The 13,781-nt window shown below is 61.5% G+C and carries 14 protein-coding genes and 1 pseudogene; 9 read left to right on the top strand and 6 right to left on the bottom strand.

The features are described from left to right. Nucleotides 1-216 precede the first annotated feature (216 nt). Complete coding sequence (locus J1G35_RS17840) at nt 217-1,551, top strand: MFS transporter (protein ID WP_053138003.1); 1,335 nt, start codon at nt 217-219, stop codon at nt 1,549-1,551. Here J1G35_RS17840 and J1G35_RS17835 read toward each other — a convergent pair whose 3' ends face one another. Beyond that, on the bottom strand, nt 1,552-2,430 hold the full coding sequence (locus tag J1G35_RS17835; protein WP_053138005.1) for a DMT family transporter: 879 nt from the start codon (nt 2,428-2,430) through the stop codon (nt 1,552-1,554). It lies immediately after the preceding gene. 199 nt (nt 2,431-2,629) lie between these two features. On the opposite strand from J1G35_RS17835, the gene J1G35_RS17830 reads away from it, so the two are divergent. The 4 genes and pseudogenes from J1G35_RS17830 (at nt 2,630) to J1G35_RS17820 (ending at nt 5,068) form a co-directional block, all read left to right on the top strand. Further along, entirely contained in the window at nt 2,630-3,043 is a 414-nt protein-coding gene (locus J1G35_RS17830) for a membrane lipoprotein lipid attachment site-containing protein (protein ID WP_223015593.1), read from the top strand. A gap of 23 nt (nt 3,044-3,066) precedes the next feature. After that, nucleotides 3,067-3,171: pseudogene (locus J1G35_RS30975) on the top strand (outer membrane lipoprotein carrier protein LolA); the annotation flags it as partial. Between the two features lie 25 nt (nt 3,172-3,196). Further along, nucleotides 3,197-4,084 carry a neutral zinc metallopeptidase gene (locus tag J1G35_RS17825; RefSeq protein WP_223015592.1) on the top strand — a complete coding sequence of 296 codons (888 nt, stop codon included), beginning with the start codon at nt 3,197-3,199 and terminating at the stop codon, nt 4,082-4,084. Continuing rightward, nucleotides 4,085-5,068 (top strand): alpha/beta hydrolase, encoded by a 984-nt coding sequence (locus J1G35_RS17820; protein WP_223015591.1) that lies wholly within the window; start codon nt 4,085-4,087, stop codon nt 5,066-5,068. A 43-nt stretch (nt 5,069-5,111) separates the two neighbouring features. Here J1G35_RS17820 and J1G35_RS17815 read toward each other — a convergent pair whose 3' ends face one another. From J1G35_RS17815 to J1G35_RS17805, 3 genes are all read right to left on the bottom strand, one after another. Then, complete coding sequence (locus tag J1G35_RS17815; RefSeq protein WP_223015590.1) at nt 5,112-5,699, bottom strand: HAD family hydrolase; 588 nt, start codon at nt 5,697-5,699, stop codon at nt 5,112-5,114. Beyond that, nucleotides 5,696-6,565 (bottom strand): acyl-CoA thioesterase II, encoded by an 870-nt coding sequence (tesB, locus tag J1G35_RS17810; protein WP_223015589.1) that lies wholly within the window; start codon nt 6,563-6,565, stop codon nt 5,696-5,698. Before tesB ends, J1G35_RS17815 begins: the two co-directional genes overlap by 4 nt. A 160-nt stretch (nt 6,566-6,725) precedes the next feature. Continuing rightward, the gene (locus tag J1G35_RS17805) at nt 6,726-7,295 is read right to left on the bottom strand and encodes a GNAT family N-acetyltransferase (RefSeq protein ID WP_053138018.1); all 570 of its coding nucleotides are present in this window, start codon (nt 7,293-7,295) and stop codon (nt 6,726-6,728) included. 75 nt (nt 7,296-7,370) lie between these two features. Here J1G35_RS17805 and J1G35_RS17800 point away from each other — a divergent pair, with 75 nt between their 5' ends. Both J1G35_RS17800 and J1G35_RS17795 read left to right on the top strand, forming a co-directional pair. Continuing rightward, complete coding sequence (locus J1G35_RS17800; protein ID WP_223015588.1) at nt 7,371-8,291, top strand: histone deacetylase; 921 nt, start codon at nt 7,371-7,373, stop codon at nt 8,289-8,291. A gap of 171 nt (nt 8,292-8,462) precedes the next feature. After that, nucleotides 8,463-9,689: a TIGR03862 family flavoprotein gene (locus J1G35_RS17795; RefSeq protein ID WP_223015587.1), complete on the top strand. Its 1,227-nt coding sequence runs from the start codon at nt 8,463-8,465 to the stop codon at nt 9,687-9,689. 137 nt (nt 9,690-9,826) lie between these two features. On the opposite strand, the gene J1G35_RS17790 is transcribed toward J1G35_RS17795, so the two are convergent. Together J1G35_RS17790 and yedA are read right to left on the bottom strand one after the other, a co-directional pair. Beyond that, complete coding sequence (locus J1G35_RS17790; protein ID WP_053138025.1) at nt 9,827-11,164, bottom strand: DEAD/DEAH box helicase; 1,338 nt, start codon at nt 11,162-11,164, stop codon at nt 9,827-9,829. A 48-nt stretch (nt 11,165-11,212) separates the two neighbouring features. Next, a complete protein-coding gene (gene yedA / locus J1G35_RS17785; protein ID WP_223015586.1) occupies nt 11,213-12,109 on the bottom strand; it encodes a drug/metabolite exporter YedA in 897 nt (298 codons plus the stop codon). Nucleotides 12,110-12,270: 161 nt separating this feature from the next. On the opposite strand from yedA, the gene J1G35_RS17780 reads away from it, so the two are divergent. Together J1G35_RS17780 and J1G35_RS17775 are read left to right on the top strand one after the other, a co-directional pair. Further along, complete coding sequence (locus J1G35_RS17780; RefSeq protein WP_053138029.1) at nt 12,271-12,726, top strand: Lrp/AsnC family transcriptional regulator; 456 nt, start codon at nt 12,271-12,273, stop codon at nt 12,724-12,726. Continuing rightward, nucleotides 12,716-13,414 (top strand): cyclase family protein, encoded by a 699-nt coding sequence (locus J1G35_RS17775; RefSeq protein WP_223015585.1) that lies wholly within the window; start codon nt 12,716-12,718, stop codon nt 13,412-13,414. The genes J1G35_RS17780 and J1G35_RS17775 overlap by 11 nt, the downstream gene beginning before the upstream one ends. The last annotated feature ends 367 nt before the right edge of the window (nt 13,415-13,781 follow it).

Raw genomic sequence — 13,781 nt, 5'->3', positions numbered from 1 at the left:
TCCCGGCAATTGTTGTTTATGGCAAATTATTCGCCCCCAGACTACCCGCAGCAATTAAAATGTACGAACCGGTTAGTTTTTGGTGCGATTATCGAACACTAAGCCTCTTTGGCGAATTGACGATTTTTTAGCCACTGCGCACCATCAATCACGCAGCGACACCCAAAAGAAGACCCACAACACCTCATAAAAATTTCAAAAAACGGGTACAACCACATGCCTTCGCAAAATTCCGCCCTGGCCGCGCGCCCGGGCACCCCGCACGCCGGCATCGGCGACAAGATCCGCGGCGCCATGGCCGTCGGTAAAACCCGCTGGGGCATGCTGGCCCTGGTGTTCTTCGCCACCACCCTCAACTACATCGACCGCGCCGCACTGGGCGTGATGCAACCGATCCTGGCCAAGGAAATGAGCTGGACGGCGATGGACTACGCCAACATCAACTTCTGGTTCCAGGTCGGCTACGCCATCGGTTTTGTGCTGCAAGGTCGACTCATCGACCGAGTGGGCGTCAAGCGCGTGTTCTTCTGCGCCGTACTGTTGTGGAGCCTGGCCACTGGCGCCCATGGCTTGGCCACTTCGGCGGTCGGTTTTATGGTCTGCCGCTTTATCCTCGGGCTGACCGAAGCCGCCAACTACCCGGCCTGCGTGAAGACCACCCGCCTGTGGTTCCCCGCCGGTGAGCGTGCGGTGGCCACCGGTATCTTCAACGCCGGTACCAACGTCGGCGCAATGATGACGCCGATGCTGCTGCCGCTGATCCTGCATGTGTGGGGCTGGCAGGCTGCGTTCCTGTGCATGGCCTCGCTGGGCGCGATCTGGCTGGTGTTCTGGGGTTTGAAGTACTACAACCCGGAAGACCACCCGAGCGTCAAACAATCCGAACTGGACTACGTGCAACGGGAAGTCGAACCGGAACAACCCGGCGTACCGTTCAGCCGCATCCTGCGCATGCGCGGCACTTGGGCCTTTGCCATCGCCTATGCCCTGACCGCACCGGTGTTCTGGTTCTACCTGTATTGGCTGCCGCCGTTCCTGAACCAGCAGTACAACCTGGGTATCAACGTGACCCAGATGGGTATCCCGCTGATCATCATCTATCTGACAGCCGACTTCGGCAGTGTGGGTGGGGGGATTCTGTCGTCATTCCTGATCGGTCGGGGGATGAACTCGATCAAGGCGCGGTTGCTGTCGATGCTGCTGTTTGCCTGCTGCATCGTCGGCGTGATCATGGCGGCCGGCTCCAGCCAGCTGTGGGTCGCGGTGTTTGCCATCTCCCTGGCCATCGGTGCGCATCAGGCGTGGACCGCCAACATCTGGAGCCTGGTGATGGACTACACGCCCAAGCACATGATGAGCACGGTGTTCGGTTTCGGCGGCATGTGTGCAGCCATCGGCGGCATGTTCATGACCCAGATCGTCGGTCACATCCTCACCGTGACCAACAACAACTACACCGTGTTGTTCACCCTGATCCCGGCGATGTACTTCATTGCGCTGACCTGGATGTACTTCATGGCACCGCGCAAGATCCCTACCGTAGACGTCTGATCACCTGCGCCGCTGCTGCCAGGCAGCGGCCAACCCGCTCATGCAGATCACCCCGATGCCGACCACCGTGGTCACATCGGGGGTATGGTTGAACACCAGCCAGCCCAGCAAACCCGCAAACACGATCTGGCAATAGCCGAACGGCGCCAGCAACGCCGGTGCCGCAAAGCGGAACGCCTGGGTCAGCATCAAGTGTGCGGTCATCCCAAAGGTGCCCAGCGCCAGCATCAACACCCCATGCCACAGCGTGGGAACCTGCCAGAAGAACGGCACCATCGCACTCATCACCAAGGTATTGCACAGCCCGGCGAAGAAGTTGCTGGTGGTCGGGGTATCGTATTGGCTGAGGATGCGCGTGAGCAGTTGGTAGAAGCAGAAGAACAGCGCCGAGCACAGCGGCAACAACACCGCAGGCGTAAACAACTCACCGCCTGGATGAATGATCACCAGCACCCCGACAAAACCGCAGATCACCGCCAGCCATTGGCCGCGTGTCACGTGCTCGCCAAGCAGCGGCACTGACAGTGCTGTCACCAGGATCGGTGCGAGGAAGTTCACCGCGGTGGCTTCCGCCAATGGGATGTAATGCAACGCCGTCGTGAAAAACAGGCTGGTGCCCAGCAAGCACAAGGCCCGCACCACCTGCATCCCCGGGCGTTTACTGCGCAGCACGCGCAACCCCGATTGCGGCAGGAAAATCCCGGCCATCAGCAAGGTGTGCACCACGTAGCGCACCCACACCACCATCACGATCGGGTAGAACCCGGCCAGGTATTTGGACAAGGCATCGTGGCTGGAGAACAGGAATGTCGCCAACACGATCAGCAAAATGCCTTTGAAGGGGTGGTTGACGCCGGAAAGGGGGGTGCTGACAGTCATGGAATTCTCTTGCGTGGCGGGCGGAACGCTGAGCACTGAACGAAGCAGCGCTCAACCCGGTAATCTAGCAGCCGGGCTGGAGTCTGCCCCGAGAGCATAACCAAACACCGGGCGAACAGCGCACTAAATCACCGCATTCGAGTCCAACGCTGCACCTTAGCCCCCGCATTGCATACTTTTTAACCAAGGCCTTGCCGCAATGAAAAAAATTCTTTTTGTTCTTTCTGCCCTTGCCCTGCTGACCGCCTGCAACCAGGAGTCCAAGCCAGCGCCCAAACCCGCGCCGCCTTCCGTGCAGGCCACCCTGGTACCCGAAACCCCACCCACCGATCAATGGGTCGGCAAATGGATCGGTGTCGAAGGCCTGAACCTGACCATCGCCAAGGACAACAGCATCGGCCGTGGCCACTACATCCTCACCATGCAATACGGCCTCGACGCCGATGACTCAGGCACCTTCAAGGGTGAAGCCAGCGAAGACGGCATCGCCTTCACCCGCCCGGACGGCCCGCAATTGCTGCGCGCCGGCGATGGCGAAGCGACCGGACTGAAATGGCTGGCGGATAAAAAAGACTGCCTGATCGTCGCCACCGGCGAAGGCTATTGCCGTTAATACCGACCATACTCAGACACTAAATTAGTGTAGGAGCGAGCTTGCTCGCGAAAATCGTTAACGATAAAGCGGGCAATCTGGTTAAACGCGGTGTTTGTGCGTTTTTCGCGAGCAAGCTCGCGCCTACAGAAGGCTGATCAAGAGGATTGCCCCATGCTATGGAAAAAAGGCCGACGCAGCGACAACGTGGTGGATGCCCGCGATGACAGTGGCGGCGGCGGTGGTGGGATGCGCTTTGGTGGCGGCAAGGGCCTGAGCCTGACCGCGATTGTGCTGATCGTCGGCATCGGCTGGCTGACCGGCCAGGACCCGATGCAGATCCTCGGCCAGTTGACCGGCCAAATGGAGCAGGCACCGTCGGTGAGCCCCCAAACGCGCCAGGCGCCGCCGGCCAACGATGAGCAAGCCGACTTCGTACGGGCGGTACTGGGCGATACCGAAGACACCTGGGGCCAGGTGTTCAAGGAAAACGGCTTGGTCTACAAAAACCCGAAACTGATCCTGTTCCGTGGCCGGGTCAATTCCGCCTGTGGTGGCGCCACCTCGGCCAGCGGCCCGTTCTATTGCCCGGCGGATCAGCAGGTTTATCTGGACCTGGATTTCTTCCGGGAAATGTCGCAACGCTTCCAGGCCGCCGGCGATTTCGCCCAGGCCTACGTGATCGCCCACGAAGTCGGGCACCACGTCCAAACATTGCTGGGCATTTCGTCGAAGCTCCAGGCCGCCCGCCAGCAAGGCCGCCAGATGCAAGGCGACGGTGGCCTGCTGGTACGCCAGGAGCTGCAAGCCGACTGCTTTGCCGGTGTGTGGGCCAATCGTGCGCAAAAGCGCCTGAACTGGCTGGAACCCGGCGATATTGAAGAAGCATTGAACGCCGCCAACGCCATCGGTGATGACCGTTTGCAGCAACAGGGTCAAGGGCGCGTGGTGCCGGACTCGTTTACCCACGGCACCTCGGCACAGCGGGTGCGCTGGTTCAAGACCGGCTTCGCCCAAGGCCAGATCACTCAATGCGATACGTTTACGGCCAAGAGTCTTTAGATGAATAAGCTATCGGGAATAATGCTGAGCTTGATGTTGACCTGTTCCACGACCTGGGCCGCCGAGAAGGAACACGGCGTCAAGGTGGTCAGTCCCGATCGTTTTCACCTCGACGCTGGCGACCTCAGCCTCGGCTTGAGCCAGGACTGGCGCCAGCCACTGCCCAACGTCACCCGCGCCTTGATCATCGTGCATGGGCGCCTGCGCAATGCGCAGACCTATCTGCAAAGCGGTATCGATGCCGCCGAACACGCCGGGGTTGCCGCCAACACCCTGGTGATCGCGCCGCAGTTTCTGAACGGGTCCGACATGCAGCGCAACCACCTGGACAACCAAGTGCTGCGCTGGAAAGGCAATGACTGGATGGCCGGCGACGCCTCGACCGGCCCGGGCCAGATCAGCTCTTTCGGCGCCCTCGACCAGATCATCAAGCACCTGGGCAACCGCACGCTGTTCCCGGCGCTGAAGGAAATCGTGGTGGCCGGCCATTCCGGCGGCGGCCAAGTGGTGCAGCGCTTCGCCCTCACCCGCCACGCGCACCCTACCCTGCAAACCGAGGGCGTCAGCTTGCGCTATGTGGTGGCCAACCCCTCGTCCTATGCCTACTTCAGCCCACAGCGGCCGGTGAAGTTCGAGACCGCCAGTTGCCCAGGCTTCAACGACTGGAAGTACGGCATGCAGCACCTGCCGACCTATGCCAAAGGCCAAAGCGCCGAGCAGCTTGAGCAGGGCTACGTGTCACGCAACATCACTTACCTGCTGGGCCAGCAGGACACCGACCCGAACCACCCGGCGCTGGATAAAAGCTGCGAAGCCGAGACCCAGGGCGCGTATCGGCTGATTCGCGGGCACAACTACTTTGACTACCTCAAGCAGCGCCATCCGCAGTTGCGCCAGACGCTGGTGGAAGTGCCGGGGGTGGGGCATGACGGGGATGGGATGTTTACGTCGCCCGAGGGCCAGAAGGTACTGTTCAAGCAATAACTGACGAAACCGCCCCTCCCACATTTGATCTCTATTGCTTGGGTTAGATCATCCGGCGCAATGCAGCGCAGTCTGCAGCATGCCAATCCGCCAGCTCCGGCCACGGGTTCTCCGGCAGGTTGACCAACACCGTCCGCGCCCCTGCCGCCCGGCCGCAATCCAGGTCAAAGCGGTAATCGCCGACCATCACCATCTCGCTGGGCGATACAGCCCACGCCGCCGCCAATTTCAACAACCCACCTGGGTCCGGCTTGGGCGGCGCATCATCACGCCCCAGCACATCCTCGACCGCAAAGCAGTCCGCCAGGCCGATCGCCTCCAGGGTGATATGCGCCAACTCCCGCGCATTGCGGGTCAAGATACCCAGGCGATAACCCCGCCCGGCCAGCTCGCGCACCAGCTCCACCGCACCGTCCGCCGCGACGGAGCCCAGCGCCAGCTCGCGCTCATGCTCCAGCAACCAGGCATGCTTGGCCGCCGCGATGTCCGCCGGCAAAGCGGCGAGGTGAGTGAGGATGTCGTCCTCGGGGGGAATGTCCAGGGCCACGCGAATCGCTGCAAAGTCATGCACCGCTACCGTCAAGGTACCGTCCATGTCGAACACCCAGTGCTTAACGTCCGTCAGGCTCATGCCCAATCCTTGCGATGGCGGATCAAGCCTTCCTGGGTCACCGACGCCACCAGTTGCCCGGCGCGGTTATACACGCTACCGCGGGAGAAACCCCGGGAATTGCCCGCCCATGGGCTGTCCATCGCATACAGCAACCAGTCATCGGCACGCAGGTCGGCGTGGAACCACAGCGCGTGGTCAAGGCTGGCGACCTGCATGTCTTTCTGCCACACGGTCTTGCCATGGGGCAGCAACGAGGTGGTCAGCAGGCCGAAGTCCGAGGCGTAGGCCAGCAGGTATTTGTGTAGCGCCGGCGTATCCGCCAGGGCACCATCGGCCCGAAACCACACGTACTTGACCGGGTCGGACGGCTGCGGGTTGAACGGGTCTTTTTCGGTAACCGGGCGCACTTCGATCGGCTTGGGGCACAGCAGCTTGTCGCGCATATGCTCGGGGATCAGGTGCGCGCGCTGCTGGGTCAGTTCCAGCTCCGACGGCAGGTTTTCCGGGCCGACTACCATGGGCATGGTGGTCTGGTGCTCGAAGCCGGCTTCGTCGTATTGGAACGAAGCGCTGCAGGTAAAGATCGGGTGGCCCTTCTGGATCGCCGTCACGCGGCGCGTGCTGAAACTGCCGCCATCGCGTACACGGTCGACCGAATACACCACCGGCAACTTCGCATCGCCGGGGCGCAGGAAATAACCGTGCAGGGAATGCACGTGGCGCGCTTCTTCGACGGTCTGGCTGGCGGCCGACAGCGACTGGCCGAGCACCTGGCCACCGAACAGTTGGCGAAAACCCAGGTCCTGGCTGCGGCCGCGAAAGAGGTTTTCCTCGATCGGCTCCAGGGTCAGCAAGTCCACCAGATCTTCCAATACTTGGCTCATTCAAACTCTCCTCAGAGCAAAACGGTATCTACCTGTAGGAGCGAGCTTGCTCGCGAAGATCGTTAACGATAACGCAGCGCTTCTGGTTTAAAGCAGCGCTCTTGCGTTCTTCGCGAGCAAGCTCGCTCCTACAGGGGGTCTATTGGGCATTCCGGGCTGCTTATCCGTGCAGCGTGTCCAACCATTGGGCGCGGGTGATGCGGTACAAAACGTGGGGCCGCAGCGGGTCATCGGCTGCAACCTTGGGGTGTTCAAAATCAGCCAGCGGATCGTAATGCATACCGATGGCCTGCATGACTTTTTGTGATGGCTGATTGGCTTCAGTGGTGAAGGCGACAATTTCGTCCAACTGCAAACGGTCGAAACCACAGCGCAGCGCGGTCCAGGCCGCCTCACTGGCATAACCCAGGCCCCAATGCTCACGGGCCAGGCGCCAGCCGATTTCCACCGCCGGGGTAAAGCCCGCTTCAAAGCTGACATTCTGCAACCCGGTCAGGCCGATAAACTCACCGGTGTCTTTGCGCTGCAGCGCCCACAGCCCAAAACCGTATTCGGCGAAGTGGCCGCGAATCCGGCCGATCAACGCGGCGCTTTCCAGGTGGCTCAATTTGGCCGGGAAATAGCGCATCACCTGCGGGTCGGCGCACATGCGCGCGAACTCCGTCAGGTCGGCATCGCGCCATTGGCGCATGACCAGGCGTGCGCTTTCCAATTGCAGTATCGGCTCCATGGGTCCCCTCCCTTGCCATGTGCGTGAGTGTACAGCGCTGGTAAGATCCTTCGCAGGTTCCCGTCAGAAATTCCCATGCCCCTGCCATTGATCTACCACGATGACTACAGCCCTGAGTTCCCGGCAGACCACCGGTTCCCCATGGACAAGTTCCGCCTGTTGCGTGACCACCTGGTGGCCAGCGGCCTGACCGAGGACAGCCAATTGCTGCGCCCGTCGTTGTGCCCACCGGAGATTCTGGCCCTCGCCCATGAACCTGGGTATATCGAACGCTACATGAGCGGCGAGTTGTCCCGCGAAGACCAACGGCGCATTGGCCTGCCCTGGAGCGAAGCCCTGGCGCGGCGCACCGTGCGCGCGGTCGGCGGCTCGATCCTGGCGGCGGAGCAAGCCCTGGAACACGGCCTGGCCTGCCACCTGGCGGGCGGCACCCACCACGCCCACTACGATTACCCGGCGGGCTTTTGCATCTTCAATGACCTGGCAGTGATCAGCCGTTACCTGCTGGCCAGCGGCCGGGTCAACCGCGTGCTGATCTTCGACTGCGACGTGCACCAGGGCGACGGCACCGCGCGCATCCTCCACGACACGCCGGAGGCGATCACCGTGTCCCTGCACTGCGAAAAGAACTTCCCCGCCCGCAAGGCCCAGAGCGATTGGGACATCCCGCTGCCCATGGGCATGGGCGATGCCGAGTACCTCCAGGTGGTGGACGACGCGCTCAACTACCTCTTGCCGCTCTACCAGCCGGACCTGGTGCTGTACGACGCCGGCGTCGATGTGCATAAGGATGACGCCCTCGGCTACCTCAAGCTGACAGACGCCGGCGTAGCCGCCCGCGATGAAAGCGTGATGCGCCATTGCCTGGGCCGCGACATCCCGGTGATGGGCGTGATCGGTGGCGGCTACAGCAAGGATCGTCCCGCCCTGGCCCGCCGTCACGGCATCCTGCACCACAGCGCGCAGCGGGTGTGGACGTCATCAGGTTGTCATTGAACGGTGGGCGTTACCCACAATGCCTGTGGAACGGCCTGTGGATAACTTGAGCGTAAGCGTCTGAGAGCCTGTATCCGTATAGCCTGTAGGAAGGTGTACGTTTTTTGATCAGGCAGCGCCGCGCTCCTCGGGTAGAATGCTCGGCTTATTTCCGCGATCGTAGCCCTGCCCATGCCCGACATCTCCTCACGACACGTCACCATCATCGGCGGCGGCCCAGCCGGGCTGATGGCCGCCGAAGTCTTGAGCCTGGCCGGGGTGCAGGTTGACCTGTACGACGGTATGCCGTCAGTGGGGCGCAAATTCCTGCTGGCTGGCGTGGGCGGCATGAACATCACCCACTCCGAAGCGTACCCGGCGTTCCTGTCGCGCTACGCCGAGCGCGCACCGAACATCGCCCCACTGCTGCGGGCATTTGGGGCCGAGGCGTTGTGCGAATGGATTCACGGCCTGGGTATCCAGACCTTTATCGGCACCTCCGGCCGCGTGTTTCCTACGGATATGAAAGCCGCCCCGCTGCTGCGCGCCTGGCTCAAGCGCCTGCGTGACCAGGGCGTGGTTATCCACACCCGGCATCGTTGGTTGGGGTGGAATGCCGACGGCGATTTACTTATCCACAGCCCGGAAGGCGAGAAAACCGTCCACAGCGATGCGCTGCTGCTGGCCCTCGGCGGCGGCAGTTGGTCGCGGCTGGGTTCCGACGGCGCGTGGCTCAAGCTGCTGGAGGATAAAGGCGTACCTTACGTGGCATTGCAACCGAGCAACTGCGGCTTCGAAGTGTCGGCCTGGAGCGAATTGATGCTCAGCAAATTCGCCGGCGCGCCGCTGAAAAACGTCGCCATCGGCCTGGGGGATGACAAGCCTCGACTCGGCGAATGCGTGATTACCGCCACCGGCATCGAGGGCAGTTTGATCTACGCGCTGTCGGCGCCTATTCGTGAGGCGATCAATCGCGACGGTTCGGCCACGGTGCATATCGACTTGCTGCCCAGCAAGCCGCTGGACAAGGTTCAGGCGGCGTTGGCCAAGCCACGCGGTTCACGCTCGATGAGCAAGCATTTGCACAGTCAATTGGGCCTCGATGGGGTCAAAGCGGCGCTGTTGCGCGAGTTGGCGCCTGCCGAACACTTCAATGATCCGGCGCAGTTGGCGGGGGCTATCAAGGCGTTGCCGCTGACATTGGTGAAGACACGGCCGATGGATGAAGCCATCAGCACCGCAGGCGGCGTGCCGTTTGAAGCGTTGGATGAGCGCTTGATGCTCAAGCAATTACCGGGGGTGTTTTGTGCGGGGGAGATGCTGGATTGGGAAGCGCCGACCGGGGGGTATTTGCTGACGGGGTGTTTTGCCAGTGGCAGAGCGGCTGGGCGGGGGATGTTGGAGTGGCTCAACCGCTGAGATCTGCGGTGAATTCAAAGCCGCCATCGGGGGCAAGCCCCCTCCCACAGTTTGATTTGTGAATACATTCAAAATGTGGGAGGGGCGGTGCGACGATTCGACTTGCCCCCGATGAGGCCATCAGCCACCCCGAAAAATCACTTCTTCTTACGCGGCCCGGTATTAAACACCGGCACCTTACGCACCGGCTTGATCGAAGGCTCCGACGGCGCCACTTCACCACTGTCCACCCACTTGCCGAGGTTGCGCTTACCACCGCCACCACCGGACGCCTTAGGCTTCTTCGGTTTTTTCGGCTTCTTCACCACCTGACCGCTGGCATCGGTGTCCGGCACACGATGCTCCGGCTCGAAGTCCTGTTCCATCTTGCGGGTCAAGGTCTGGCGGGTCAGCATCTCGATGGCCGAGAGCATGTTGACTTCATCGGCACACACCAGGGAAATCGCCTCACCGGTGTTGCCTGCGCGGCCGGTCCGGCCGATGCGGTGGATGTAGTCCTCGGCCACAATCGGCAGGTCGAAGTTGATCACCAACGGCAAGTCTTCAATGTCCAGGCCGCGGGCGGCGACGTCAGTGGCCACCAGGATCTGCACTTCGCTCGACTTGAAACGGTCCAGCGCACGCTGGCGAGTGGCTTGCGGCTTGTCGCCATGGATGCCATCGGCATTGATGCCCAGGCCCTGCAACTTATCCACCAGCGCATCCACGCCGTTACGGGTCTTGGCGAACACCAGCACCTGCTTCCAGCGGCCTTTGCGCATCAGGTGCACAAACAGCTCCGCCTTGCGCTTCTTGTCCACCGGCACTACCCATTGCTTGACGGTATTGGCGGCGACGTTGCGCGGGCTGACTTCGATGGTCAGCGGGTCGTTGAGCATCTGCCCGGCGAGCTGGCGGATGTCATCGGAGAAGGTCGCGGAGAACAGCAGGGTCTGGCGTTTTTTCGGCAGCATGCGGTAGATGTTCGCCAGTTCTTCGGAGAAGCCCAGGTCGAGCATGCGGTCGGCTTCATCCAGCACCAGGGTTTGCAGTTGGTTGAGTTTCAGCGCGTTCTGGCGGAACAGGTCGATCAGGCGGCCCGGCGTGGCGACCAGGACATCGACGCCCTTGCGCAGCTTCATCATCTGCGGGTTGATGCTTACGCCGCCGTACACCGCGTAGGTGGTCAGCGGCAGGTTTTGGGCGTATTCGGCAACGCTGGCGTGAACCTGTTCGGCCAGCTCGCGGGTCGGGCACAGGATCAGCGCGCGCGCCGAGTTAGCGGCGACTTTCGGCCCTTCCATGGTCAGCAGTTGCAACAATGGCACGGCAAAACCGGCGGTTTTACCGGTACCGGTCTGGGCCGCAGCCATCAGGTCGCGACCGGCCAGCACCGCCGGAATGGCTTGCGCCTGCACCGGCGTCGGGGTCTGGTAGCCAAGCGTCTCAAGGGCGCGCAGCAAGGGTTCGATCAGGCCAAGTGTGGCGAAAGTCATGTGTTTACCGTAGGAAAAATTCAGCGCAAGGGCGTAATGCGCGGCAGTTTACCTTATTTCCGGCTTGGGCTTTCGCCACTGGGGCAGACTGATCAACAGCACGGCGCTGATAATCACCAGCATGGCCAAGCCCTCTTCCAGACCGATGGATTCACCCACGAACACAATCCCCAGTAACACCGCCACCGCCGGGTTCACATAGGCATAGCTGGTCGCGGCCGCCGGGCGCACATGCTTGAGCAGGTACATATAGGCGTTGAAGGCGATGATCGAGCCGAACACCGTTAGGTAGGCCAGCGCCAGCCACCCCTCCAGCGGCGGCATGGCCTGCAGGTGCTCACCGGAAATCGCGCTGCCGATCAGCAATGTCACGCCCGCCACCAGCATTTCCGCAGCGCTGGCCATCGCGCCCTGGGGCAGCGGCAACTGCCGACTCCACACGGACCCGAATGCCCACGAGGCCGCCGCGAACAACAACAAGGCGGCGCCCACCGGGCTCGATTGCAGGGTGCTGCCCATGTTGAGCATGGCGATGCCGACAATCCCCAGGATCACCCCGGCCCATTCCAGCCGCGTATTGCGCGCCCCCCAGAAAAACCCGCACAGCAAGGTGAACAGCGGCACGGTCGCCACCGCCAGGGCAGCCACACCGGACGACACGCCCGCATGTTCGGCCAACGTGACGCCGCCATTACCGAAGGTGAGCAGCAAAATGCCGATCATCCCGGCGGCCTTCCATTGTGGCCACGTCGGCGCTGGCACCCCGCGCCATCTGAGGTAGCCATACATCAGCGCACCCGCTGTGCAGAATCGAATCCCCGCCAGCAGCAACGGCGGCCAGTAGTCCACGCCGATGCGAATCACCAGGTAGGTGGACCCCCAGATGACATACAGAGCAAAAAAAGCGGCGATCAACGGTAAGGGAAAGCGACGTGTGCCAGGCATTGGGCGGCTCGAAGGCAGATATAAGAGAGGCTTATTCTAAAAAGACAGGCCGTTAAACATAAGTTACAAAACCTGTTTAAACCGCCAGTACACTTTCCAAAGCATGGTTATGAAGGCTATAAATCGTGTTTTCGAAAGCCATCCCCGAGTAGAGCCTTATCATGGACAAATACGACCGCATGCTCCTCAGCGCCCTGCTCGAAGACGGCCGCGCCTCCTACGCGCAACTGGCCCGCACGGTAAACCTCTCCGCCCCCGCCGTGGCCGAGCGCGTCGCCAAGCTGGAAGCCAGCGGGGTGATCACCGGGTACCAGGCCAAGGTGGATCTGTCGAAAGTGGGCCTGCCGATTCAATGCGTGATTGAGCTGAGGTTGACCAACCATGGCAGCCAGAAGGTGTATGACGCACTGGCCGAAATCCCCGAACTCACCGAATGCCACCGGGTCACGGGCGATCCGTGCGTGATCATGCAAGCGGCGGTGGGCTCGATGCCGGAGCTGGAGAACCTGATTAATCGAATAGCGAAGTTCGGGTTCAGCAAAACCTCGATTATTTTGTCGAGCGCGATAGAGCGGCGGGTGCCGTTGGGGCAGTTGGAGGGCAAAAATGGTGGATAAGCACAGCAAGGTCTTGAGCCTAAGTCACCCGATCACCCCGCGTATTCCGCTGTGGCCGGGGGATCCGCCGGTGGCGTTTGAAGGCGTCGCGTCATGGGATAAGGACGGCTATTTCCTGCGGCGTTTCAGCATGGGTGAACACAGCGCCACGCACATGAATGCGCCGAACAGTTTTTATGCCGACGGGATGGGCATTGATGGTTATCGACCCGAAGACTTGGTGCGGCCCGCCGTAGTGATCGATGTGCACGGTAAAACCCAGAGCAATCCAGATTACGAAATCAGCCCACTGGATATTGAAGCGTGGGAACGTCAGCACGGGCTTATCGAAGCTGGCTCGGTGGTGCTGATGTACACCGGCTGGCAACACCTCTGGAACGACCCGATAGCGTTTTTTAGGCAGGACGCACAAGGCACACACTTCCCTGGGGTTGGTGAAGCGGCGATTCGGTTTTTACTCGAACAGCGCCAGATTGCCGGGGTTGGCATTGATACCCACGGGGTCGATCCAGGGCAAAGCACCGCCTTCGCGACAAACCATGCCGTGTTGGCGGGAAATGGGATTGTGCTGGAATGCCTGACCCACCTCGACCGGCTTCCGGCCAAGGGCGCCACGTTAGTGATAGGTGTACTGGGACTGGAAGGCGGTTCGGGATCACCAGCCTCAGTGATGGCATTTATTCCCTGACTTGCAGGTAGGCCCTACCGACGCCATCGCAGGCAAGCCAGCTCCCACACTAGACCGCATACAGTCCGGGCAACTCGTCACCTGTGGCGAGCGGGCTTGCCCCGCGTTGGGCTGCGCAGCAGCCCCAATAAGAGCACTGCAGTGTGCCAGACAGCTCCGGGGGCTATGTTTTGGGGCTGCTTCGCAGCCCCAGCGCGGGGCAAGCCCGCTCGCCACAGGTGACGAGTTGCCCGGACTGTATGCGGTCTAGTGTGGGAGCTGGCTTGCCTGCGATGGCGTCAGTTGCTTCAACACAGTTGTGAGCGTTGAACAATCAAATCGACCACTTGCTCAAGGGTGGTGATGTGATCCCAATCTTCCTGGGTCG

Source organism: Pseudomonas sp. SH10-3B, assembly GCF_019891415.1.
Lineage (GTDB): Bacteria > Pseudomonadota > Gammaproteobacteria > Pseudomonadales > Pseudomonadaceae > Aquipseudomonas.
Note: the sequence above shows the minus strand (reverse complement) of the source record. Positions and strands in the feature narration are given on the sequence as shown.